We start from the raw sequence: 23,894 nt of genomic DNA, 5'->3' as shown, positions 1-23,894 counted from the left end.
GAGGAAGCAAAAATGGAAAATAACAATAAAATTGAAAGCAATAGAATTGCAGATGATTTAGAACCTGTCTCAATGTATCAAATATTTGCCAGAATGTTTATTCATCTTGCAAAAGAGATCGTTGAGGAATTTGGTGAAAAAGGTGAAGCAGCCGTTAAACGAGGGGTATGGAATTTTGGTGTTGAACGCGGGAAGGATATTGCTCGGCGAGCTCATGTTCGGGGACAAAAAAATGATAGTGATAATTATTTAATTAGTTATGACATGGATCGTAGTGATGAGTTTGAAAGTATTGATACTTATGGGGATGGCTATGTAGAACAATATTTTACGCGTTGTGTATTTGCAAGTGAATTCCAAAAAGCCGGAATGGAAAAATATGGTTGGCTCTATTGTGAAATGATTGATCCGGCAATTGCTTACGGGTACAACCCTAACTTAGAGTGTATTCATGAGAAACACTTCTTTACTGATAATGTATGTACCTTCTGTTTTAAAATGAAAGATTGCAAGGGGAGTAAATCATGACAGAACAATATAGTGAAATAGCCAATAGTCTTCTTTTATGGTTGGCTGCGGCTCCTGCTCTCTTTTTCGTATTTCTACAAGCATTTTTATTCTTTCGTAAAAGTGTTAAAACGGCTAAAAGTATTGGTATTACCGATAAACAAGTTAAAAGTGCTATCCGAGGGGCATCAATTGCCTCGATTGGACCATGTTTTATGATGTTGTCTGGAATTTTAACCCTAATGTTGTACGTTGGTGCGCCAATGGCATGGATGCGTGTTGATTTTATTGGCTCTGTGGCTGATGCTTTGATGGAAGCTGCATTTACCGCCGATGGCATGGGGATAACATTAGGTAATAGTGAACTGGATGTAAATTATCTGTGTGCTACGGCAATCGTTATGACAACTTGTGGTTTGCCATTCCTACTCTTTGTCTCCTTCTTTGCGCATCGTATGGATAAAGTAAATAAATTTATGTCAGGGGGAAATGTACACTTAATCCCAATAATTGGCGGCGGAGCAATGATTGGTAGCTTTGGGGCGCTAACCATGAACTTTGCTTATCCATTAGGTGCTAACACCATTGCCATTATCTGTTCAGCAATCAGTATGACGGCCATTGTGTTATATAACCGCAAAGCTAATATTCAATGGTTAAAAGAATGGGGATTAACTATCTGTATGGTAATTGGAATGACGGCGGCAGTTATCGCTAAGTAAATAAAGGAACTATTATGACAAAAATAAACACAACCGAAATTTTTGATAAAGATTATATGCCGTATATTGTCAGTCGGGGCAAATGGTGTACACGTTTAGTTTTACTAGTCGCTTATTTACCTGTTTTAGTATTGTTATTTTACTTTGATGCCCACCCTACTTCAGACAGTATCTTTACTGGTATGGTTTCGATGTTTTCCATTTTATTACCTTGGTATGTTGTTGATCCGATTTCGTTACAATCAATTTTTGGTGTACCCGGTATGTACCTTTCTTATATGGCTGGAAATACCAAAGAGGTCCGTGTGCCAGCATCTACACAAGCATTAAATGCAGCCGGTTACCAACTGGGAACTCAAGAAGGAACAATTATTTCGGCAATAGGTATTTCAACCTCAACTTTTATTAGTTTAACTTTGATGACATTTTTAGCTATTTCAGGACAAGTCATTATCCAAATACTTCCACAACCAATTCTTGACGCTTTACAATATTTATTGCCAGCATTATTTGGTGCACTTTTCACTGATCGCTTATTAAATAGTCCTGCAAAACTATCCCTAAGTTCGTTACCAGTGATATTTATTGTCAAAGTATTTGCTGTAATGGGTATATTTACCGTTTTACCGTTTGGTGGAGGCTATGCTTCTATCATTATTTGCGTAATAACATGCATGATATTAGCAAAAATGCTTTGTGCAAAGAAAATAGTCGATGAATCCTGTTAGTTATTAATGAAAAAGAGTTTATCTAATTTTTATTAAGCAGAGTAAAACAAGAAGTGGTGCCAGTGGTCGGACTCGAACCGACACGCTTTTAAGGGCGGCGGATTTTGAATCCGCTGCGTCTACCAATTTCGCCACACTGGCATTAGAAGTGTAAATAAGTAAACGTGGGCATTATACTAAGGTTTGTGATATCTGCAACAATTATTATCATTAACCGCTTTGTTTGTCTAAAAATCAAGCTATTATCAGCATTTATTTCCTTTAGGTTTAATATGATAGATATGTCTCTATAACCGATGGCAATATAGCAATATAGCAATATTTTGAATAACAGATTTTGTATATTTATTTATGCCAAATAAATTATCTTTAATCAGATGCTATAATTCCATCTGAAATTGCTCTAGGTTAATAATAATGTGACAGAGTTCAAAAAATCCAATCTTTATTCCCTAACAATGATTATCAGCGGTATATGATTGCTCAATCTGTTAATCAAAAAGGAGAATCATCCTATGAAATACAACCTTTGTAGTTTTTTAAAAAATATCTTTTTAGTCTGTGTCTTATCTGTTTTATATGTGACTAACTGTTTTTCATCACAGGGTATTATTGATTCTAGTAAAACAATCAAAAGTCAAATTTTAGGTAACGATGTTCACTACACGGTATACTTGCCTCCAGATTATAATAGTTCTAATAGAACCTATCCTATTTTTTATTTTTTACATGGCGGTGCGGATGGTATTCATACCGATCCTTATACTCAGGGTAATTTACAATCTCATTTAGATAATTTAATCAATTCTGGAAAGATAACGCCCATGATTGTTGTCACACCTGATGCTACTAGAAATGGGTCTTTTGAAAATAATACCTATTATATGAACGATGCTGATGGGCAGTATCTTTATGAGGATATGTTTATCAAAGAATTCATGCCTCAAATTGAAAAAAACTACAGAGTAAATAATTTACCCAAATTTAGGGCTATCGGAGGTCTTTCAATGGGGGGATTTGGCGCTCTTCATTATACCCTAAAATATCCTGGATTATTTAAAGCAACAGCGGCCTTAAGTGGAGCTGTAAGAACCAAAGAAGAAATAATTTCAATGGATATGGATAAATATAATCGACGTTATGGTAAAGCATTTGGTTTAAACCTTGTAGGCGAACGCAGAGTAAATAATAAGTTTTATGAAGATTTTGATATTTTAAATACTACATCAAATAAGTTGGCGTCAGAGGGCTATTTTTATCTTGATTGCGGTTCTAAAGATGACTTTCTTATTGGTAATACCTTATTAAGTCTTAATCTAAGGAAAAATAAAATGAATTACACATATATTGTTCGAGATGGTGGTCATGACTGGTCATACTGGACTTCTGGATTTGATGGCATGCTGCTCTTTATTAGCCAAAAAATGCAAGATTTTAGATTTATTGATTAAGATTGGTTTTAATTTCAATTAAATATTTAGTTTAAATGAATTTACTAAATAAGCAGACAACGCTGCTTATTTAGCTAATATTATTAGATTTAATCAATAAAATTTTTCTAGGTTAAAAAATAAATACTTTTTTACCACTTTCGTTTCCAAGCAGGTAATTTTTTTAGTATTACATATGCAGTGTGTTTAGCTATTGAATAATCGATATGATGATTATTAGCATAACGCAGTGCAACTTCTTGCCATTTCTCATCAAACGTTTTCATTGTGCCATCATTATGAGCGCAATGTTTACAGTAATTTTTAGACAAGTCATGCAAAGGATAATCACCAAGTGAAGTCATGGGCATGCCACAAGCAATACACATTTTCATATTTTAAATCCCAATTAGTTAGCGATGGTAATTAAAATAAATCGCCATAATGTGGTTAAAAATGCTACTCCGAGTTTGGCGGGAATACAAGTAATATAAGAAAATAGATATTTTAATATTAAAAAATAAAATCCATTTGTGCCGATTGAGTATTTGATAAACTATTTTGTTGTTGTAATTGTTGTAGTTGTTGCTGTCGATGTTGCTGCGCTAATTGATAACGACGCCTTAAAGATCGCTGTTTGCATAATCGCAAAATTTGCTGTTTTTGACTATTTGAAAATGTTAACCAATTGAATCTTTCCTCTCGAGAACGAAAACATTTGATACAGTAACCTTGCTTATCCGTTTCGCATACACGGCTACATGGGCTTTGTATGGCAAAAAATTCAATTTGATCCAATTTTACATCTTCCTATGATGATCAATAAGGTCTATTAAAGATCTTCTAAACCTAATCCTTTACTTAGTACTTTAAAACAATCTTCACAATCATGTGTTGCCGCATCAAGTAATATTTGTGTTGGTGCATGGATTAATTTATTGGTCAATTTATGTGAAAACTCAAAAAACACCTCATCAATATTGGCACCCTGTTTAATGGCATTTAATGCTTTTAACTCCAATTCCCGTTTGATGATTTGCGCATTATGCCGATACTGTTTTACGTATTGCACTGCATGTCTGGTTTTTAACCATTCGATATATAATTCGGCTTGTTCACGAATGATATATTCAGCTTCATTTGCGGCAATAACTCGTTGCTCTAAATTATTTTGAACAGTTTGTTGTAGGTCATCAACAGTATAAAGATGAATATTTTTAAGTTGACTAATTTCAGATTCAACATCACGAGGAACCGCTAAATCGATAAATAACATTGGTTTATCATTTCGTTCATGCAATGTCCGCTCTACCATTCCTTTGCCAATAATGGGTAAAGGGCTAGCTGTTGAACTAATCACAATATCCACATCTTTAAGTCGATTAGCAATATCCGGTAAAGAGATGATCTCAGCATCAATAACTGACGTCAATTTAAGGGCTTTCTCGCGGGTACGATTAGCCACAATAATATGTTTAAATTCATGTGACTTTAAGTATCGTGAAATAAGTTCTATGGTCTCACCTGCCCCTACTAGCATTACACTTAACTCAGCGGTATTAGGAAATAGATCGCGGGCAACCAGACAGGCAGCATAAGCCACTGAAGCGGTATTGGCGCCAATATTAGTTTCGGTGCGAACAATTTTGGCGACATGAAAAATAGATTGAAAAAGTTTTTCAAGTTGAGCTGACAAACAATTATTTTGTTGAGCGAAACAATAAGCTTGCTTCACTTGTCCAAGAATTTGAGGTTCGCCAATAATTAATGAATCAATACCGCAAGCGACAGACATAAGATGTTCCACCGCTTGTTGATCTACATAACAATATAGCGAGTCTTGAAAAACCGCCAGATCAATGTGATGAAACTGGGCCAACCAATTTTCCACAGATTGCTTTAGGCGAATAAAATCAGCCTCGTGTTCATAACTTAGATAAATTTCGGTACGGTTACAAGTCGATAAAATGGCACATCCATCAACTAGAGGATGCTGATAGAGACTATATAATGCTTTATCAATAATCTCATTAGAAAAAGCGATTTTTTCTCTTAAAGCGACAGACGCACTTTTATGATTTACACCTAATACTGTAATAGACATTGCCTTGATTCTTTTATAATAGTTTATTAAAGCGTCTTAAATTGCTTATTATAGCCAAAAAAATTATAAAGGTTAATGACAGTTACCTTTTCTTATTCGTAATATTATCAGCTATAATAACTCCCTCTTTGGACCATAACTACCTGTGAGTTATTTTATGACAAAAATCAAATTTGCCCTTTTTTTAATATTGCCACTAATGATTACCGCATGTCAATCAACTAAACATCAAACTAATACATCTATTGAGCAACAATGGCAAAACCATCGACAAATTCTTGAACAAATTAATTCATTCCGAGTTATTGGCACCATTGCCCACACCGGAACAGCAACGAAGAGCTATGGTCGTTTTTTAATTGACCAACAATCGCCCGATTATTATGAAGTGAAACTAACGACTCCAGTTGGCACCAATGTGCTAACATTAAAATCTAAGCCGGATTATGCCGAAATGATCGATAAAAGTGGCGGATATTACACTGATGTTAATGTTGAGCAATTAATGAAAAAAGTATCTAACATCAACATCCCGCTTAACTCGCTACATAATTGGTTAAAAGGCTTTTCAAATGACAGTCAACTCGATAAGTTAGACAGTTTAGGGAGACTTGTAACCACTTCATTTATGCAGAATGATAATAAATGGCAATTGAAGATCCCAAGCTATGCAACTTATACTTTTAAAAATCAGAATATTGATTTACCGGCGATCATTGAACTTTCACAAGGTGATGAGCTTATTCGTTTAAAAATTATTAAATGGTCTTTGAAATAACGGATACAAGCATGAATCATTGGTTATCACCGGCTAAATTAAATTTATTTTTATATATTACTGGTCGCCGCCCAGACAATTATCATAATTTACAAACCTTATTTCAATTTATTGATATTTGTGACAAGGTAACTTTTTCTGTGCGCAATGATGGTAAAATAAGATTATTAACTCAATTTGACCATATTCCTGAGGCTAAAAATTTAATCACTATTGCCGCTCAGCGATTAAAATCCTATGCTAACAACCGCCAACTTGGTGTTGATATCGCTATCGAGAAGATAATCCCAATGGGTGGCGGGCTGGGTGGTGCGTCGTCCAATGCGGCGACAGTTCTGGTGGCCTTAAACCAGTTATGGAATTTAAATATTAAACAACAGACATTAATGAAAATAGGTCGTTCAATTGGTGCCGATGTACCTATTTTTATTTATGGTCACGCCGCCTTTGCTGAAGGTATTGGCGATCAATTTCAACAAGTTGCTATCCCTGAATATTGGTATTTAGTTAGCTACCCTAATATTGAAATTTCAACCGTTAAAGTATTTAATCATCCCAAATTGCATCGTGATACACAGGTACGAACTATTGATCAGCTTATGGCTATCCCTTTTGATAAACTTAGTAACGATTGTGAAAATGTCGTACGTCAATGTTATCCTCAAGTCGATCAACTTATCGCTTATCTGTCGCAATTTGCACCAACCAGATTAACTGGCACAGGTGCTTGTGTTTTCACGCGTTGTGACTCTGAAGAACAAGCACTATTTATACAAAATGAACTTAAATCTTTGGCTGTTAATAGCTTTATAGCTAAGTCATTAAACACCTCACCACTATATGCAGACCACTAATTTTACTTAGCGCCCCCCTAATTAACCATACAAATCGAATTAAGTTGTATGGTTAATTATTCTAAAAATTAGAAATTTAAGGTTAACTTACCGCATCGTTAGGAATAACAAACAAGTGATGATCATAATATTCAACACAGTAAAGCCCTTCGAAACTTTTGTAACCTTGTTTAGCCAACTCGGTTTTTAACCATTTTTCATCTTTACCTAGTTGTTCTAGAATATTGTCAACCGGTTGTTCATTTTCTAGGACAATAACCGATATATCTTTATCCCCTTTCTTGACGATTGATAACTGTCCATTCGGTTCCAAAATCGCTTTCTCGACACTATGAATGTTAAAAACACTTTTCATTCTTAACAGTACGGCAAAACTGGCCAGATCTAAATTTATTGCGGTGAAGGCATCCAATTTTAATTTACCCTGATCCATCAATATTATTGGATTACCAACAATAAATGCCTTAGCATTTTGACTGCGTTTTTTTAGATAATTTGAGGTATACATGATTGCCGTCCACATCAACAATACCATGATAAAATCATAGATAGTTAATTTGGGGTTATAGATAATGCCACCAGCAATGCCACCTAAAATCATATTCCCTATAAAATCAATACTCGACATTTGTGACAGTGAAGTCTTGCCGGTTATTTTTAAAAATAACACAATGCAGATAAACACAACTAATAACTTCATAGCGATAATAAGAAAATCCAGATAACTAAGCATAGTACTCTCCAAAATGTTAAATACCCTAGGCAATAAAAACAATTTTTACTAAAGTTGATAATGCAAATGGATAAAAATTTTTAGTGCTTAGACGAGATATTAACCACAATACCGGTAAATAAAGGCATAACTATTCAGTTTTGATGGCTAAAAATATGCGTAATAATGAGTGATACATCAATATTAGATTGGATATTGATTATTTTAGCAATCGATTTTTATTAAACAGCTAAAATATTTAGTCAACAGAGTAAATAAAAATAGTTGTCAATTTTTCGGTTGCACAGCTACTGTCATTTTTAATAAGCTTAATTAACCATGTAGCGAAATTATTATAGAAGATATATAAGATGTTAATAACTAACTCTAAGCAAAAAGAGGTTTATTACCAAGCTTTACTTAAAAGAGATCACAGTTATGTTGGGATCTTTTATGTTGGCGTCAAAACTACTTCGGTTTTTTGTATTGCGACTTGCCGAGCCAGAAAACCGAAATTTGCCAATGTTGAATTTTTCTCTTCATTCAAATCTGCACTTGATGCGGGTTATCGACCATGCAAAATATGCAAACCAACCGAAAATGCTAATCAAGCACCCGAAGAGATAATTAAAGCCATCGCAATGATTAATAATCATCCTAAAGAAAAGATCACTGATTATCAATTAAAGCAAAATAACTTAAGTCCTGAAACTATTCGCCGTTGGTTTAAAAAACATTATGGAATTACTTTCCATGCTTATCAACGAATGTACCGAATTAACCATGCATTTCAAGAATTAAAATCTGGAAAAAACGTAATCAATACTGCATTTGATACGGGTTACAACTCGTTAAGTGGCTTTGGTTATACCTATAAAAAAATTATGAAAAAGTCACCCTCAGCAGAAAATCAACAAGACGTCATATTAATCGACAGATTAACAACACCTTTAGGCCCTATGTTTGTTTGCGCAACCAATCAAGGAATTTGCCTATTAGAGTTTGTCGATCGAAGAATGCTAGAAACAGAATTTGAACAACTGCAAAGTTTACTTAAAATGAAGATTATTTTTGGCGAAAATCAACATATCCAACAAGTTAAAGTTGAAATTGCTGAATATTTTGCCGGAACAAGAACTCACTTCACCGTTGCCTTACATACACCTGGTACCCTATTTCAACAAACCGTCTGGGATTGCTTAAAACAAATTCCCTATGGCGAATTATCTACTTATAAACAGCAAGCACAGAGAATTAATAATCCACTGGCAATTCGAGCAGTAGCCAGCGCAAATGGTAATAACCGCGTTGCTATTATTGTTCCTTGTCATCGAGTAATAGGTTCCAATGGTGAGCTAATGGGTTATGGCGGCGGATTAGAGAGAAAAAAATGGTTAATTGAACATGAAAATAAAAATCGGAAGAACTGATAATTACTCAAAAAATAGTTATCAGTTAGTCAATACCCAAAACTCAATTAAAAAAGTTTTAAATTTTTAGAGATATAAACTTTCAGAAAGATCTGATGCCAAGTTACATCTAACAAGAATTAACGTAATTTACTTCTGAGCGGTTACTTTAAACAGCGCAAAATTCAGATCAATAATGTGTATGGCAACTTTAATGCCTATAACCAATCCCATGAATTGTTTTGATTAAAATTGGAATCGTTGGGTTAATTTCAATTTGTTTTCGCAATTTTGAAATATGTTGATCGAGTGTTCGGCTATTAGGCAAATAGTCATATCCCCATACATAATCAAAAAGCATATCTCGCGTAACAACTTGATTTTTATGTTGATATAAACACTGCAAAATCTTAATTTCGCGCAATGTTAATTCAATAATCTGATCATTCCTTTTTGCATATAATTCAGTAGGATAAACATTTAAATCACCAAATTGAAAATAATCCTCTTGGGAAGTATTAGCGTTTTTTAATTTTAAATAACGTTTAGCAATAGCCTTGATTCTCGCTCTAAGTTCATGAATACCAAAAGGCTTATTCATATAATCATCAGCACCAAGTTCTAAACCAATTACCCGATCAATCTCTTCATCTTTAGCGGATAAAAATAAAATTGGCACATCTTCATCTAATTTACGGATAGCACGACAAACAGAATAACCATCAAGCTCGGGCATCATAATGTCTAAAATAATAAAATCGGGTTGATGTTGTTTAAATAGTTGAAGTGCAACTTTACCATTAGCCGCTTTGATAATCGTATAGCCCTCTTTTTCTAACAGATCTGCCATACCATTAAGAATATGCTTATCGTCTTCAGCAATTAAGATTTTCATTTCCCTGCTCCGTTAAAATAAGTGAAAATGCCATCCCTGGATTTTGATTGATAACTTTAATTTCTCCGTGGATCTGATTTGCTAACTGATTAGCAATCGTCAAACCTATTCCTGTGCCAGAAACCCCTTCGGTTATCGACGAATTGACGCGGTAAAATGGTTCAAAAATCTGTTTCAATAAATGATTGGCAATGCCTTCTCCATAATCACGAACCGTAATAATCACCTGTTTTCCAGATTTGATTAAAGATAAATCAACTTGTTTACCATTTGCAGCATATTTTTCGGCATTGCTCAAAAAATTATTGAGAATTTGCATTACACAATCTTCATCAGTATTGACAATACAATCACTATCATGCTTAGTGATGTTAAGCTGTAATGATTTAGCTGCTAAAATAGGTTTAAAGGTGTGATATATCTGCTTAAGTAGTAAGGTTAAATCAACCGATCTTATATTTACGCTATTAGGTTTATTAAAAGTTAACACATTTTGCACCAATCGAGTTAGTCGTTTACTTTCAGCACTGATTATATGTAGATAATCTGGAATTGGCGCTGGTTCATCTTCTAAATACTCGGATAACATTTCAGAATATAGCGTGATATTGGTCAAAGGAGTTTTAAATTCATGTGAAACTTGCCCAACAAAACTCACCTGCTGTTTTGCTAAACGCAAAGTTCGACTATATTCTCGATAGGCGTAGCAAATAAGTCCAAGCAGAACAATAAGGAATAAACCAATAACACCTGCACCTAGCAGATATAAATTAACTAAGTTTGGTGAGGGATAATAATAAGTTAAATGCCAATTTTGCAAGGGATAATCAAGGACAATCGAAATTTCATTATCAAAAATTTCCCCATTGCTATAAATCTGTTTATCACCGTCGGATAATCTAAAATTATCCTCAAAAGCTTGTTTATCTAATAAACTGATAACATCAAATGAAAATTTGATATTGGAAAGTTCAAAACCAATAATATTATCCGACTTAATTGACCAATAAATTAAGTGGTTATACATTTGATACCAACCAGAACTTGGTTCAAATTGTTCAGAATGATCTTGTTGCTTAAACAGAACCGAATTGTCCATTGCAATTGATTCAACCAACTTATGCCACTGAGAATCATCAAAATCACTTAAAAATAAAATCTTATTTTTATTGACGATGAAAATATTCTTAATATCAGCTTGCGTAGCTAATAAATCGTCAGCTTTATCATTGTTGTTATCAATTTGTGATGCCAAATTACTTAGATAAGATAAGCGCTGATTTAACAACGATTCAATCGATAATTTGATATTATTTATACGGCTTTTCACGAGTAAGGTTTCATTATTTTCACGCAACAAAACTTCATGCTCGACACTTCGCCAACCTAAATAGCTGATAAATGCCATTAATACCAATAAAGATAAAATCGTTGTTAATTTTTTCATAACTATTTTTTAATTACATTACTTTTGGATTGAAATTGTTGCTCAGTCATTATTTTACGGGAAACATTGCTATCCTGATTTTTAACTGCATCAACCATAATATTATTTTTCTCAATTTGACTATTTATTCTTGCTTTTGATGAAGGTGATATCATCATGTTTGAAAATGATGCTAGTCTACTACTATTTTGCATAAGCATTTCTTCTGCTTCCGCATGCATTCCTTTATCGTAAAGCGACAAAGCTTCTTCATTCGCAAGAGTCACTTTCTGTATTTCTGACTCAGCTAAAACATCTTGAATTATAGAATCTTGAACTAATTTTTTATTGTCAGTATAAGCAATGCTAACCAATTGAGTTTCATGTTCCGCTTTATTGACCAATAAATTATCATATTTTAAATCAATTTCAGCTAATGTCTTACTTTGACCTACTTTTCCTTCCTCCGGAAGCACCTCTAACAATACATATTTTTCCTGATTTGAAAACAGTTGATTCATTTTAACCGTGACTTGATTCCCTTTAATCACCCCATCGCGACCAAGTAGACGCACTGGTTTAACACCCTCTTTCAATTGAATAGTAATAACAACGTCTTGAGCAACTGTGGACATTACATCAGTAAACTCGTGAACAAACACATTTTCAAGCTCTGATGAGTTATTGACAAATACATGATTACCATCACTATAACTGGCGATCGATGACATTAATAATTCATTATAACCTGAGCCAATCCCCATGGTAGTGATCGCAATATTCTTTTTCGCTGCAATAATTGCCAACTCAGACAACTCATTGACAGAACTTGGTCCAACATTAGCTTCACCATCAGAGAGCAAAATAATACGATTAACTTTATCTTTGGTAAGCTGATTTTCAACTTGCTTAATTCCTTTACTCAAACCGGCAAATAGGGCCGTTCCTCCACCGGCAATAACATTCTTATTAATAAGTTGAATGATTTTTTGTTTATCTTTTACTTTGCTTGCAGGAACAATCACTTCTGCTTCGTTATCATAGGCAACAATAGATAATGTATCCTCTTCATTCAACAAATTGACCGCAAAAATAGCTGCTTCTCTCGCTTTTTTAATGCGATCGCCACCCATTGAACCTGATCTATCAATAACAATAGCTAAATTAAGCGGTACCCGTTTGTTGGTATCAACTTTTTGACCAGTTAACGAGATTTTTAAGTAATTTGCTTCTGGATTACCTTCTAGAATAATTGGTGAAGACAATTCTGAACGAACTTGAATTTGTTTAATTGGTTCAGCGTGGCTAAATAAGCTACAGACTGAAAGCCCTAACATGGCAAATAGTTTAATAAATTTCATTGTGTTTCCCTTCCTTTGTAAAGTTTATTTAATTATTCACCAATTGCCAAATAAACTGTCTAATTAATGTATTTATTTGTAAAAAGTTGTAAAAAAATATACCTGATAAAATAATACCTAAAAAATCTCCCTATTAGTACTGAAACTAAGCAAACTCGCTATTTTACGGTGCGTTAACTGTTTGTTTATTGCCAGTCTAAAGGGCAAAGGTATATAATAAAAAATTAGTCGCTCTTAAAGAGAATAGTTAGAGAACATTTACAATGACTCAATCAAAACTTGAACTTATTAAAAATAGTATTATCACCATCCCCAACTACCCTAAGCAAGGTATTTTGTTTCGTGATATAACCAGTTTACTTGAGAACCCAATCGCTTTTCGAACCGCTGTCGATCTTTTAATTGAACATTATAAAGATAAAAAAATCGATAAAGTTGTAGGTACTGAAGCGCGTGGTTTTATCTTTGCCGCACCGCTTGCTTTAGCATTAGGCGTTGGTTTTGTACCAGTAAGAAAACCGAATAAGTTACCGCGTAACGTATTTAGAGAAGAGTATCAACTCGAATATGGTACTGATACCTTAGAAATGCATTGCGATGCGATCAAACCTAACGAAAGAGTTTTAATTATTGATGATTTACTTGCAACCGGAGGCACTGTTGCCGCTACTGCAAAATTAATCCAAAAAGCGGGTGGGATCGCTGAAGATGCCGCATTTGTCATTAATTTACCTGATTTACATGGTAAAACTAAATTAACCGAAATGGGCATTAATTGTTATACCTTAGTCGATTTCGCCGGTGAATAACACTTATTTTTTAGGGCGAGCTGTCGCCCTAAAAAATTAAACACCAATCCCCTTTTACGCTAACATCACTCATATTTCTCGATTTGTATATAAATAAATTTATTAAATCTCTAGTTATATAGCTATTATTTGCTACTATAAATAGGAGTAAGTCTTATCCCTCAAATGAGTATTGCTTGGGTGAATGTTATGATAATTTTAAAAAAGTTTAATAATAACGCAGTTGTCGTTGATAAAAATGGACATGAAGTTGTAGTAATGGGAAATGGTTTAGGCTTTGGAGTAAGCAAAGGTGATGTTGTTGATGAAAACAAAATCGAAAAAACCTTTGTACTTACTGAAAGTAACCAAAATATACTAATTAATACCCTCTCCGACGTACCTTCAGAATATCTAGAACTTACCCAAGAAATTATCGCATTTGTAGAGCATGATCTAGGCTATAAGTTTAATGAATATTTTCTACTTTCCTTATCTGATCACCTATATCATGCCATATTAAGAAATAATCGCGGAGAAAATGTTAAAAACCCATTAAGAAATGAAATTAAAAAAATTTACCCTAAAGAGTATTCAACTTCCAAAAAAATTGTCAATTTAATCTTTGAAAAGAAAAATATTATTTTTGACGATGATGAAGCAACTTTCATTACTTTACATTTGGTTAATGGTCAACAAAATCTATTATCATCCAAATTTGAAGTACAAACTGTTCCAAGAATGGTAAAAGATATTTTAAAGATTGTCGAATTTCATTTTTCAGTTGAACTTAATAAAAATAATGTCTACTATGATAGATTCTTATCACATTTAAAAACATTTATTGAAAGAATTCTCAGTGAAAATCAATATAATGAACGGGAAAACGATTCATTTTTTTTTGATGATTTAAAACAGAAAGATCATCAATGTTATGAATGCGTAAAAAAAATTGTCAGCTATATTAAGAATAAACAGAATATTAATATATCTGAAGATGAAAGGTTTTATCTTTTCGTTTATTTATATAGAATAACCAATCAATAGGATTGTGACCATAGATAAATATGGGCGATACCTACAAATAATTTAATATAAGGATTGTTACTACATAAAAATGTAGGCGATACCTAAAGTGGACATATCAATGTTATGTCGTGCTTTAGGTATTTTTTTTGGACTCAATATCAAAGTTCAACAACAAGTATTTTTGTTGGATGAACTTATGCTTGATAAGAGTTTAGCAACACTAAAATTAAACTAATCAACTTAACGGATTGTTACTAGAAAATAATATAGGCGATACCTAAAGTGGATGCGATTGTGCATTGTGCTTTAGGTATTTTTTTTGATCAAACTTAAGGAGTTAAACTATGAATAACACATTATTTCCCAATGATTTTCTATGGGGCGGCGCAATAGCTGCAAATCAAATTGAAGGCGCATGGAACGAAGACGGTAAAGGTATCGGCTTATCAGATTTATTTATATACAATCCAGATAAAGAAAACTCAAAATTACATTCAAGCGATATGACATCCAAACAAGTTGAATTTGCCAAACTAGATAAAGAAGGTTATTACCCAAAACGACATGGCATCGATTTTTATCATACTTATAAAGACGATCTTAAATACTTAAAAGAGATGGGATTTAAGACATTACGAATATCGATTAATTGGGCAAGAATTTACCCTACAATTGATACCTCACATCCTAATGATTTAGGACTAAAATTTTATGATGATTTAATAGATGAAATTATTAAAAATGGCATGGAACCAATAATAACAATTTTACATTATGAAATTCCATTATATATCACGGAAGAACTAGGCGGATGGCAAAATAAAAAAACGATTGAACTTTATGAAATTTTTGGAAAGACCTTATTAGATAGATATCATGCAAAAGTAAAATATTGGATCCCGATCAATCAAATCAACCTGGTACATATTGAACCATTTTTATCTGTTGGTACCTGTATTGATAAAACTGATAATTATGAATTATCTAAATTTCAAGGTGTACATAATCAAATGGTTGCAAGTGCATTACTGAAAAAATATGCAACAAAACAAAAATACAATGTAAAAATTGGTTCTATGTTAGCTGACTTAACAGCTTATCCAGAAAATGCCAATCCTGACAATGTATTATTAGCGTTAAAACATAATCGCTTAAATTATTATCACACTGATGTGCAATTTAGAGGCAAATATCCTGGTTATATTCGACGTTATTTTGAAGAGAATAATTTAGCCGTGGAAATATTAGAATCGGAAGAGACCCTATTACAAAATAACGTTTTAGATTTCTTAGCAATATCTTATTATTTCTCACAAATGGTATCAGTTGACCAATCGAAAGAGTTTTCTACCTCGTACGCTTCTTCAAAGAAAAACCCATTTATTGATGCAACCCCATGGGGTTGGGCTATAGATCCTAAAGGGTTGTATAACTGTTTATCATGTTATTGGGATAGATATCAAAAACCAATATTAATTGCTGAAAATGGACTAGGAATGCATGATAAATTAATTAATGAGACAGTTAATGATGACTACAGAATAGCCTATTTACAAGCACATTTAATAGCAGTGAATGAGTGCTTAAAAGATGGCATGGAGATCTTTGGATTTTGTGCATGGGGACCAATCGATCTGGTAAGCGCTTCTACGCAAGAGATGGAAAAACGTTATGGTTTTGTATTTGTTGATATTGATAATAAAGGAAATGGCAGCCAAAAACGTTATAGAAAACAATCTTTCTACTGGTATAAAAATGTAATAGCGACCAATGGTGCATGCTTGGGAGACTAACCCTATGGATAATGTAGAACTAGCCCAAAAAATTATTGATTATGTTGGTGGTGAAAATAATATTATACGAGTATGGAATTGTATGACTCGGATTCGATTCAATTTGAGAGACAATACTTTAATTCAGAAAGATAAATTAACAAGTTTATTGGCAGTAATTAATATCCAACAAACTCCATCACAGTTCCAAATCATAATCGGCAAAAATGTTGATGTTATAACAAAAGAAATAAGCAATCTCTTAAAAGATAATCTTGAAAAGCCACTTGATGAATTAAGTTTGTCAAATTATGAAAAATCCCCAATAACGGTTAAAAGCATTATCAATAACGTTATTGAAACTATTACCTCCATCTTTTCGCCAATTCTTCCCGCTATTATTGGGGCTGGAATGATGAAAGTGGTGCTTTCAATCATTACAACTTGTCAATTATTTCCTGAAACAAGTGGTATTTTTCTAGTATTTAAATGGATTGGAGATTCAGCATTTTACTTTTTACCATTCTTATTAGCTGTGTCGAGTGCCAAAAAATTCAGTGTTAATGAATATGTGGCACTTTGTTTGTCTGGTGTCTTAATGGCTCCAGCTTTGATTTCTGGCTCATTAAACAAGTTAGCGCCTCTTAATTTCATGAGTTTAGAATTACCATATATGGATTACAGTTCATCAATTATACCTATTATACTTGCTGTATTTCTAATGCGATATATTGATAAATTTGTGGCAAAAATACTCCCCAAATTATTGGTTCCTATATTTCAATCACTATTAGTTTTAATTATCACTGTACCAATAATGTTAATTATATTGGCTCCTTTAGGTTTTTATATAGGAGAACTGTTATCAACAGGATTAATTAGTTTATTTTCAGTTTCAGGACCGATAGCTGGTGGATTGTTAGCTGGTTTTAATCCATTAATAGTCATGACCGGTATGCATTATGCATTTATGCCTGCTGCAATTCAAAGTATTGAAACAAATGGATTCGATAATTTCTGGCTCCCTTTTGCACTAATCAGCAATCTTGCACAAACTGGAGCATTACTTGCTGTTTTCTTTAAATACAAAACCAAAAAAAATAAATCCATTGCGCTATCCACCGGAATATCTGCCTTTTTTGGTATATCTGAACCAGGATTATATGGAGTTACGTTAAAACTCAAGAAACCTTTATATGCAGCAATGATCGGCGGTGCAATTGGAGGGATTATTGTGAGTTTATTAAAAGTGAAGACTTTTGCATTCACTGCACCAAATATATTTGCTCTTCCTACCTATATTTCTGCGCAAGGTGATAAAAATAGTTTATATGCAATTATCATTGGAGGGATGGTGAGTTTAATAAGCAGTTTTATTTTGTGTTTAGCTTTTAAATGCGATCTGCAAGAATCCCAGAAAACTGATGATCAAATAGATAAAGAATCCGAAAATGCTAAAATAATCACAATTTGTTCCCCTCTTTGCGGAAAGGTAGTTTCAATAAACAAAGTACCTGATCCTACCTTTTCGCAAGAAATTATAGGTAAAGGCGTGGCTATAGAACCTGAGGATAATGTTGTCTATGCACCATTTGATGGTGTAGTTAGCGTATTATTTCATACTAAACATGCCATCGGTTTAACATCCAATACAGGGGTGGAATTAATTATCCATATCGGTTTGGAAACTGTCGAATTGGAAAGTAAATATTTCACTTCCTTAGTTAATAGCGGAGATAAAGTGAATAAAGGTGATAAATTGATTCAATTCGATCTTAATCGTTTAAAAAGTGAGGGGTATAACCTCTTAACGCCTATCGTGATAACTAATTATCAACAATTTGAGAAAATAGATATAACTGATTCAGCACAAGTATCTTATAAAGATAAATTAATGCAATTGTTTTAATGATATTTAAAACTATCTTTTATCAATAACAACACGATTCACTTTAAGGGTTTGTAGATTTTACAAATCCTTCTTATAGCAAAACAACAAAACCAATAACATTTTATTAAATAATTTACAAAAACAAACAATCTTAATATCTGAATATCTTCGCAAATCAGATCCTTAACAAACTATTATCAATGACAAATGATATTGCATTTATATGCATAAATCATCTATTTTAAGCTTGATTTTGTTTTTAAAGTGAATTATTATTCAAAAATAACGCATAATTATTTTAAAGGATTTAATAATGAAAAAATTTAGCCATATTATTGCAAGAACACCAGCAAAATCGTTAATTAATGGTCTAACTTCGGCTAACTTAGGTAAACCGGATTATCAAAAAGCATTAGATCAACACAACAACTATATCCGTGCTTTACAGCAGTGTGATGTAGATATCACCATTCTGCCTGCCAGTGAAGAATTTCCTGACTCTGTTTTTGTCGAAGATGTTGCGCTTTGCACACCGCATTGTGCCATTATTACTAGGCCTGGCGCTGAAACTCGCCGAGCCGAAACAACACTCATTACTGAGGCAATTAATCGCTTTTATCCGAATAAAGTTGAATATATACAAGCTCCCGGCACCGTCGAAGCTGGTGACATTATGATGGTCGACAAGCACTTTTACATTGGTTTATCAGCACGAACCAACCAAGAAGGTGCTAAACAAATGATAGCTATCTTAGAAAAATATGGATTATCAGGTTCTGTAGTAACTTTAGAGAAAGTATTACACCTAAAAACTGGTCTCGCCTATTTGGAACACAATAATCTATTAGCCGCAGGGGAATTTATTACTAAACCTGAGTTTCAACATCTCAATATTATTGAAATACCTGAACAAGAAAGCTATGCGGCTAACTGTATCTGGGTTAATGAACGCGTCATCATGCCGGCTAGTTATCCAATAACTAAAGCAAAAATTGCCGCTCTAGGCTATCAAGTGATCGAGGTTGATACTTCGGAATATCGTAAAATTGATGGCGGTGTAAGCTGTATGTCATTGCGATTTTAACCAAACAAACAAAATTTAATCCATTAAAAGAAAGAAAACGATATGAATACACCAGTAAGAAAAAAGCTTGGTATACTTCCCCTCACTTTACTGGTGGTAGGAAGTATTGTTGGTAGTGGCATTTTTAGTCTGCCACAAAATATGGCCGAAGGATCAGGTGCTGGGGCAATTTTAATTGCTTGGGTGATAACCTTATTCGGCATGTTCTTGCTTACCCGAATCTTTCAATATCTTTCAATCCGATTTTACAAAATCAATGAAGGGTTATATGGTTATGTGCGTGAAGGATTTGGTGATTATATCGGTTTTAATGCGGCTTGGGGATATTGGATCTCCGCTTGGATGTCATGTACAAGCTATTTAGTCATTCTATTTAGTGCCTTAGGATCATTTGACTGTTTCGATTTCTTTGGCAATGGTACAACTATTCCAGCCGTCATTGCCGGACTTATCTTTTTATGGATTATCCACTTTTTTGTTATAAAAGGTATCTATCAAGCTTTTTTACTTAATTGTTTAGTGACATTAGCTAAAATTGTCCCTATCTGTTTATTTATTATTTGTGTGGTGTTAGCGTTTAAAATGGATACATTTAAGATGGACTTTTGGGGGACACCACAATTAGGGTCAATCCTTGACCAAATAAAAAATACCATGCTTTACACCGTATGGGTCTATTTAGGGATTGAAAGTGCAACCGTCTATGCCGCTCGTGCTAAAAACATAATCACTATAAGTCGAGCGACCTTTTTTGGTTTTGCCATTACCAGTCTATTATTAGTCTGTGTTTCGGTACTATCTTTAGGTATTGTCCCTCAACAGGAACTTGCCGAAATGAAAAACCCTTCAATGGCATTAGTGATCGAGCATGTAGTCGGGAGTTGGGGAGCGAAATGTATTAATATCGGTTTGATTGTTTCGGTCTGTGGTGGCTTATTATCTTGGTTAATGTTAGCGGCTGAAATGCTATTTCTTGCCGGCCAAGGTAATCAACACACCGTGCCTAGTTGTTTTGGCAAACTGAATAAAAACAGCACACCAGCCAATGCATTATGGTTAACTACCGGTTTAATTAGTGTACTGATAATTCTGGCGCATTTTTATCAATCGGGTTATAACACCCTGATTCAATTATCAACCTCAATGGTGCTTATCCCTTACCTACTATCGGCACTGTTTGTATTTAAACTAGCCATCAGACAACAAAAAAAATATCTACTGTTTATTGGTGGATTGGGTTCAATTTATGGGTTTTGGTTGATCTATGCTGGTGGTGTATCTTATTTGTTACTTTCAATGATCTTATATAGTGTTGGCTTGCTGTTCTACCTTTATGCCAGAAAGCAGCGACACCTTTCCTCTTTTAGCTATCTGCATGACAAAATTTATGCCGTTACTATCGTTATACTTGCTATTATAGCGATAATTTACTTCTACATCATTCCGCAATAATGCATAAAGGTGTTATTTACGAAACAAATAGAAATCAGCTAACCACTGCCTGAATTGTTGAGAATAACGCCTATCGTCATCCTACATACATAATTGATTAACTTTGAAAATTATCATTTTGATTGAATGAAAATGCCATAAACGATAATCAGAAATCTTTATCCGCAATATGTTTTACTAGCATTTCAGGATGTAAATATAGCTGATTTAACTCACATAATTGTTTAAATTGGTCAGCAGAATGATAAGACGTTATTTACGAAACAAATAAAAAATCAGCTAACCACTGCCTGAATTGTTGAGAATAACGCCTATCGTCATCCTACATACATAATTGATTAACTTTGAAAATTATCATTTTGATTGAATGAAAATGCCATCAACGATAATCAGAAATCTTTATCCGCGGTATATTTTACTACCATTTCTGAATGTAAATATAACTGATTTAACTCACATAATTGTTTGAATTGATTAGCAAAATGATAAGACGTTATTTACGAAACAAATAAAAATCAGCTAACCACTGCCTGAATTGTTGAGAATAACGCCCATCGTCATCCCGCATACATAATGATTGACATTGAAAATTATCATTTTGATTGAATGAAAATGCCATCAACGATAATGAGAAATCTTTATCCGCGGTATATTTTACTACCATTTCTGAATGTAAATATAACTGATTTAACTCACATAATTGTTTAAATTGATCAGCAAAATGATAAGGTAATACTAAACAAAATAGTCCACTTGGTTTTAATAAACGCCTCACCACATCTATAAGCTGTTGATAATTCAAACTCTCGGTATAACGTGCCAACTGACGTTCGGTGTTTCGGCATTCAACGGCTGATTGAAAATAAGGCGGATTAGAAACAATCAAATCATAACAGCTGTGGTCATCTATTCTAAATTGATTAACATCGATATTTAATGCCCGAATCGTTAGAAAATTGGCATTTAAACTATTTTGCTGACATTGAGCTACCGCTTTGGGATCAATATCGATTGCATCGATTTGACATAAACGGTTCTCTAAACGTTGTGCTAGCATCAAGGCAATAACACCACAACCGGTACCAATATCCAAAACATTTTGTACATCAAGATTAATGGGTGTCCATGCCCCTAGCAAACAACTATCCGTTGTCACCTTCATTGGACTTTTATCATGGGCAACAAAAAAACGTTTAAAGGTAAATCCACCTTGTTTTAACGGTAATTGATTATTTGCCATGATTAAACTTTCTAAATAATGGTTTATTTGAGGCAATTGCATCCGCCCAGCGAGTTGGTTCTGGTAATCGATAACCTCGTAAACATTGTTTTACCCAATATAATGCGCTAGTTTGGCTAATTTTTTGTCCTGCGGAAATAAATAACGGATTACAGTTATTTTTACTTTGCAATACCCAACCTATCTGCTCTTGTTTATCGAGTAAAGGCGTTACCTTTCCAGCAAGTTTAGGTTGCACTTCATACTGCCCACATAACTTGCTTTTTGCAACGCCAATCGTTGGCATATCTAACAATAGCCCTAGATGACTAGCGATACCTAATCGTCTTGGATGTGCAACTCCCTGCCCATCAACCAATAATAAATCGGGCTTTTGCTTTAACTGTTGCCATGCATTGAGCAAGGCAGGATATTCACGAAAAGACAAATAACCCGGAATATAAGGAAAACTAGTTTCTAATCGAGCGATATGATACTCAACCACGGCAAAATCAGGATAAGTCAACGTCACTATCGCTGCACGCGTTACCGTACCATCTTGTTCAAAACCAACATCTGTACCACCAATTAGTTTTATTGTTGGATTAAAATTATCCACCAAGCTTACCTGCTCGGCTAATTGTTGTTGTGAAAGTTTTAATTGTGCTAAATTAATAGACATTTCAATTTTGCTCAGTATTATGAGTTGCAATAAAACGATTTTACCAGAATAAGTATGCCTTATACATTAGCAAATCCTAGCCAATTAACCGAAGAGATAAAAAAAAGCCGCTTTATAGTCAACGCGGCACCCATTATTAATGCTCAACAAGCTGCTGAATTTATCGATAATATCAGTTACCCTAATGCCACTCATAACTGTTGGGCATGGAAAATCGGCCAACAATATCGTTTCAACGATGATGGTGAACCAACCAGCACCGCTGGCCGCCCTATTCTATCTGCCATTGAAGGTCAAGATTGTGATCAGGTGGTGGTGGTGGTTACCCGCTACTTTGGTGGTATCAAATTAGGTACCGGCGGATTAATCCGCGCTTATGGGGGTTCAGCTAGCCACTGCTTACAACAAGCAGAATTGATCGAACTTATTGCCAGAATATCATTACAATTTCACTGTTATTATAATGAATGGCCAATTATTGAAAACCGTTTGAAAGATCTCAATGCGATTATTGAACAGCAAGATTTTGATGCTGAAGGTGTCAAAGCGAGCATTGCTATCACACAAGACAATTTACCAACCCTTAAAAAGAGTATTAGCGATATCACCCGCGGAAGAGTGGTGATTGAAATTTAAAAACGTCAAAATAATAAAAGAAACCAAAAATCGGTAAAATGTAAAGTAACTATTTTATTGATAAAACAGTTTGTTACAATCAAGTACTACTGTTTTTACTTTTACCTTCATTTTTAATATCTATTTTTAATATCCGTTTTATTCAAACTTTTATAAACGGTTTTTCTATATTTAATATCAGTTAAAGAATCAGATGAATAATCAAGCAAAATTAATCGCCATTGAAGCAAATTAGAATTGTCTAATCTATTATGACGAGTTTTATAATTATGCGAAATCACCATTGAGGCAAAACAAAAATACAAAATATTAAAACTAATTTATTAAATAGTTTTAATATTTATAAATACTATAAAATGAGTTATCGATAAGTGTCCGCAATTTTTCACAAAACAGATTTACCTGTTAGTGAAAA

The 23,894-nt window shown here is 33.7% G+C and carries 23 protein-coding genes and 1 tRNA gene; 14 read left to right on the top strand and 10 right to left on the bottom strand.

Features of this window, described 5'->3' with window-relative positions; genetic code table 11:
• The first annotated feature begins 12 nt into the window (after nt 1-12).
• Genes AC5LXV_RS09745 through AC5LXV_RS09735 form a run of 3 tightly spaced genes read left to right on the top strand, consistent with a single transcriptional unit; the run spans nt 13 to nt 1,957 of the window.
• The gene (locus AC5LXV_RS09745; protein WP_110433568.1) at nt 13-528 is read left to right on the top strand and encodes an L-2-amino-thiazoline-4-carboxylic acid hydrolase; all 516 of its coding nucleotides are present in this window, start codon (nt 13-15) and stop codon (nt 526-528) included.
• A complete protein-coding gene (locus AC5LXV_RS09740) occupies nt 525-1,229 on the top strand; it encodes a DUF5058 family protein (RefSeq protein WP_493466301.1) in 705 nt (234 codons plus the stop codon). The genes AC5LXV_RS09745 and AC5LXV_RS09740 overlap by 4 nt, the downstream gene beginning before the upstream one ends.
• A 14-nt stretch (nt 1,230-1,243) precedes the next feature.
• Nucleotides 1,244-1,957, top strand: coding sequence for a hypothetical protein (locus tag AC5LXV_RS09735; protein WP_493466300.1), 714 nt, complete (start codon nt 1,244-1,246; stop codon nt 1,955-1,957).
• A 54-nt stretch (nt 1,958-2,011) separates the two neighbouring features.
• Here AC5LXV_RS09735 and AC5LXV_RS09730 read toward each other — a convergent pair.
• Nucleotides 2,012-2,098, bottom strand: a tRNA-Leu gene (locus AC5LXV_RS09730).
• 374 nt (nt 2,099-2,472) lie between these two features.
• Between AC5LXV_RS09730 and AC5LXV_RS09725 the strand changes: the two genes are divergently transcribed.
• The gene (locus AC5LXV_RS09725; RefSeq protein WP_493466299.1) at nt 2,473-3,408 is read left to right on the top strand and encodes an alpha/beta hydrolase; all 936 of its coding nucleotides are present in this window, start codon (nt 2,473-2,475) and stop codon (nt 3,406-3,408) included.
• A gap of 131 nt (nt 3,409-3,539) precedes the next feature.
• Here the strand turns inward: AC5LXV_RS09725 and AC5LXV_RS09720 are convergent, their stop codons facing one another.
• The 3 genes from AC5LXV_RS09720 to hemA form a co-directional block, all read right to left on the bottom strand.
• The gene (locus AC5LXV_RS09720; RefSeq protein WP_110433572.1) at nt 3,540-3,782 is read right to left on the bottom strand and encodes a zinc ribbon domain-containing protein; all 243 of its coding nucleotides are present in this window, start codon (nt 3,780-3,782) and stop codon (nt 3,540-3,542) included.
• 118 nt (nt 3,783-3,900) lie between these two features.
• Nucleotides 3,901-4,185 carry a DUF1289 domain-containing protein gene (locus AC5LXV_RS09715; protein WP_493466298.1) on the bottom strand — a complete coding sequence of 95 codons (285 nt, stop codon included), beginning with the start codon at nt 4,183-4,185 and terminating at the stop codon, nt 3,901-3,903.
• Nucleotides 4,186-4,219: 34 nt separating this feature from the next.
• Nucleotides 4,220-5,491, bottom strand: coding sequence for a glutamyl-tRNA reductase (gene hemA, locus AC5LXV_RS09710; RefSeq protein WP_493466297.1), 1,272 nt, complete (start codon nt 5,489-5,491; stop codon nt 4,220-4,222).
• 157 nt (nt 5,492-5,648) lie between these two features.
• Between hemA and lolB the strand changes: the two genes are divergently transcribed.
• Nucleotides 5,649-6,269 (top strand): lipoprotein insertase outer membrane protein LolB, encoded by a 621-nt coding sequence (lolB, locus tag AC5LXV_RS09705; protein WP_493466296.1) that lies wholly within the window; start codon nt 5,649-5,651, stop codon nt 6,267-6,269.
• 11 nt (nt 6,270-6,280) lie between these two features.
• A complete protein-coding gene (gene ispE / locus AC5LXV_RS09700) occupies nt 6,281-7,123 on the top strand; it encodes a 4-(cytidine 5'-diphospho)-2-C-methyl-D-erythritol kinase (protein ID WP_493466295.1) in 843 nt (280 codons plus the stop codon).
• An 82-nt stretch (nt 7,124-7,205) separates the two neighbouring features.
• On the opposite strand, the gene AC5LXV_RS09695 is transcribed toward ispE, so the two are convergent.
• Entirely contained in the window at nt 7,206-7,856 is a 651-nt protein-coding gene (locus AC5LXV_RS09695) for a DUF421 domain-containing protein (RefSeq protein ID WP_493466294.1), read from the bottom strand.
• A gap of 350 nt (nt 7,857-8,206) precedes the next feature.
• Between AC5LXV_RS09695 and AC5LXV_RS09690 the strand changes: the two genes are divergently transcribed.
• Nucleotides 8,207-9,265, top strand: coding sequence for a bifunctional transcriptional activator/DNA repair enzyme AdaA (locus AC5LXV_RS09690; RefSeq protein ID WP_110423521.1), 1,059 nt, complete (start codon nt 8,207-8,209; stop codon nt 9,263-9,265).
• Between the two features lie 190 nt (nt 9,266-9,455).
• On the opposite strand, the gene AC5LXV_RS09685 is transcribed toward AC5LXV_RS09690, so the two are convergent.
• Genes AC5LXV_RS09685 through AC5LXV_RS09675 form a run of 3 tightly spaced genes read right to left on the bottom strand, consistent with a single transcriptional unit; the run spans nt 9,456 to nt 12,926 of the window.
• Nucleotides 9,456-10,139 (bottom strand): response regulator transcription factor, encoded by a 684-nt coding sequence (locus AC5LXV_RS09685; protein WP_493466293.1) that lies wholly within the window; start codon nt 10,137-10,139, stop codon nt 9,456-9,458.
• Nucleotides 10,120-11,586, bottom strand: coding sequence for a sensor histidine kinase (locus AC5LXV_RS09680; RefSeq protein ID WP_493466292.1), 1,467 nt, complete (start codon nt 11,584-11,586; stop codon nt 10,120-10,122). Before AC5LXV_RS09680 ends, AC5LXV_RS09685 begins: the two co-directional genes overlap by 20 nt.
• A gap of 2 nt (nt 11,587-11,588) precedes the next feature.
• Nucleotides 11,589-12,926, bottom strand: coding sequence for a vWA domain-containing protein (locus AC5LXV_RS09675; RefSeq protein WP_493466291.1), 1,338 nt, complete (start codon nt 12,924-12,926; stop codon nt 11,589-11,591).
• Between the two features lie 263 nt (nt 12,927-13,189).
• Between AC5LXV_RS09675 and apt the strand changes: the two genes are divergently transcribed.
• The 6 genes from apt to AC5LXV_RS09645 all read left to right on the top strand — a co-directional run bounded on the left by apt (nt 13,190) and on the right by AC5LXV_RS09645 (nt 20,942).
• Nucleotides 13,190-13,735, top strand: a complete 546-nt coding sequence (gene apt / locus AC5LXV_RS09670; protein ID WP_110433582.1) for an adenine phosphoribosyltransferase — start codon at nt 13,190-13,192, stop codon at nt 13,733-13,735.
• A gap of 189 nt (nt 13,736-13,924) precedes the next feature.
• A complete protein-coding gene (locus tag AC5LXV_RS09665; protein WP_493466290.1) occupies nt 13,925-14,761 on the top strand; it encodes a PRD domain-containing protein in 837 nt (278 codons plus the stop codon).
• 326 nt (nt 14,762-15,087) lie between these two features.
• Nucleotides 15,088-16,536, top strand: coding sequence for a glycoside hydrolase family 1 protein (locus AC5LXV_RS09660; RefSeq protein WP_493466289.1), 1,449 nt, complete (start codon nt 15,088-15,090; stop codon nt 16,534-16,536).
• A 4-nt stretch (nt 16,537-16,540) separates the two neighbouring features.
• Nucleotides 16,541-18,424, top strand: a complete 1,884-nt coding sequence (locus AC5LXV_RS09655; RefSeq protein ID WP_493466288.1) for a beta-glucoside-specific PTS transporter subunit IIABC — start codon at nt 16,541-16,543, stop codon at nt 18,422-18,424.
• A gap of 295 nt (nt 18,425-18,719) precedes the next feature.
• Nucleotides 18,720-19,490 (top strand): dimethylargininase, encoded by a 771-nt coding sequence (gene ddaH, locus AC5LXV_RS09650; protein WP_493466287.1) that lies wholly within the window; start codon nt 18,720-18,722, stop codon nt 19,488-19,490.
• A gap of 42 nt (nt 19,491-19,532) precedes the next feature.
• Nucleotides 19,533-20,942 carry a basic amino acid/polyamine antiporter gene (locus AC5LXV_RS09645; RefSeq protein ID WP_493466286.1) on the top strand — a complete coding sequence of 470 codons (1,410 nt, stop codon included), beginning with the start codon at nt 19,533-19,535 and terminating at the stop codon, nt 20,940-20,942.
• 493 nt (nt 20,943-21,435) lie between these two features.
• Here the strand turns inward: AC5LXV_RS09645 and AC5LXV_RS09640 are convergent, their stop codons facing one another.
• Together AC5LXV_RS09640 and nfi are read right to left on the bottom strand one after the other, a co-directional pair.
• Nucleotides 21,436-22,182: a tRNA1(Val) (adenine(37)-N6)-methyltransferase gene (locus AC5LXV_RS09640; protein WP_493466285.1), complete on the bottom strand. Its 747-nt coding sequence runs from the start codon at nt 22,180-22,182 to the stop codon at nt 21,436-21,438.
• On the bottom strand, nt 22,172-22,843 hold the full coding sequence (gene nfi, locus AC5LXV_RS09635; protein WP_493466284.1) for a deoxyribonuclease V: 672 nt from the start codon (nt 22,841-22,843) through the stop codon (nt 22,172-22,174). Before nfi ends, AC5LXV_RS09640 begins: the two co-directional genes overlap by 11 nt.
• A gap of 54 nt (nt 22,844-22,897) precedes the next feature.
• Between nfi and AC5LXV_RS09630 the strand changes: the two genes are divergently transcribed.
• Nucleotides 22,898-23,479 carry an IMPACT family protein gene (locus tag AC5LXV_RS09630; protein ID WP_493466283.1) on the top strand — a complete coding sequence of 194 codons (582 nt, stop codon included), beginning with the start codon at nt 22,898-22,900 and terminating at the stop codon, nt 23,477-23,479.
• Nucleotides 23,480-23,894 lie beyond the last annotated feature (415 nt).

The organism is Gilliamella sp. LMG 34359 (genome assembly GCF_984569085.1).
Note: the sequence above shows the minus strand (reverse complement) of the source record. Positions and strands in the feature narration are given on the sequence as shown.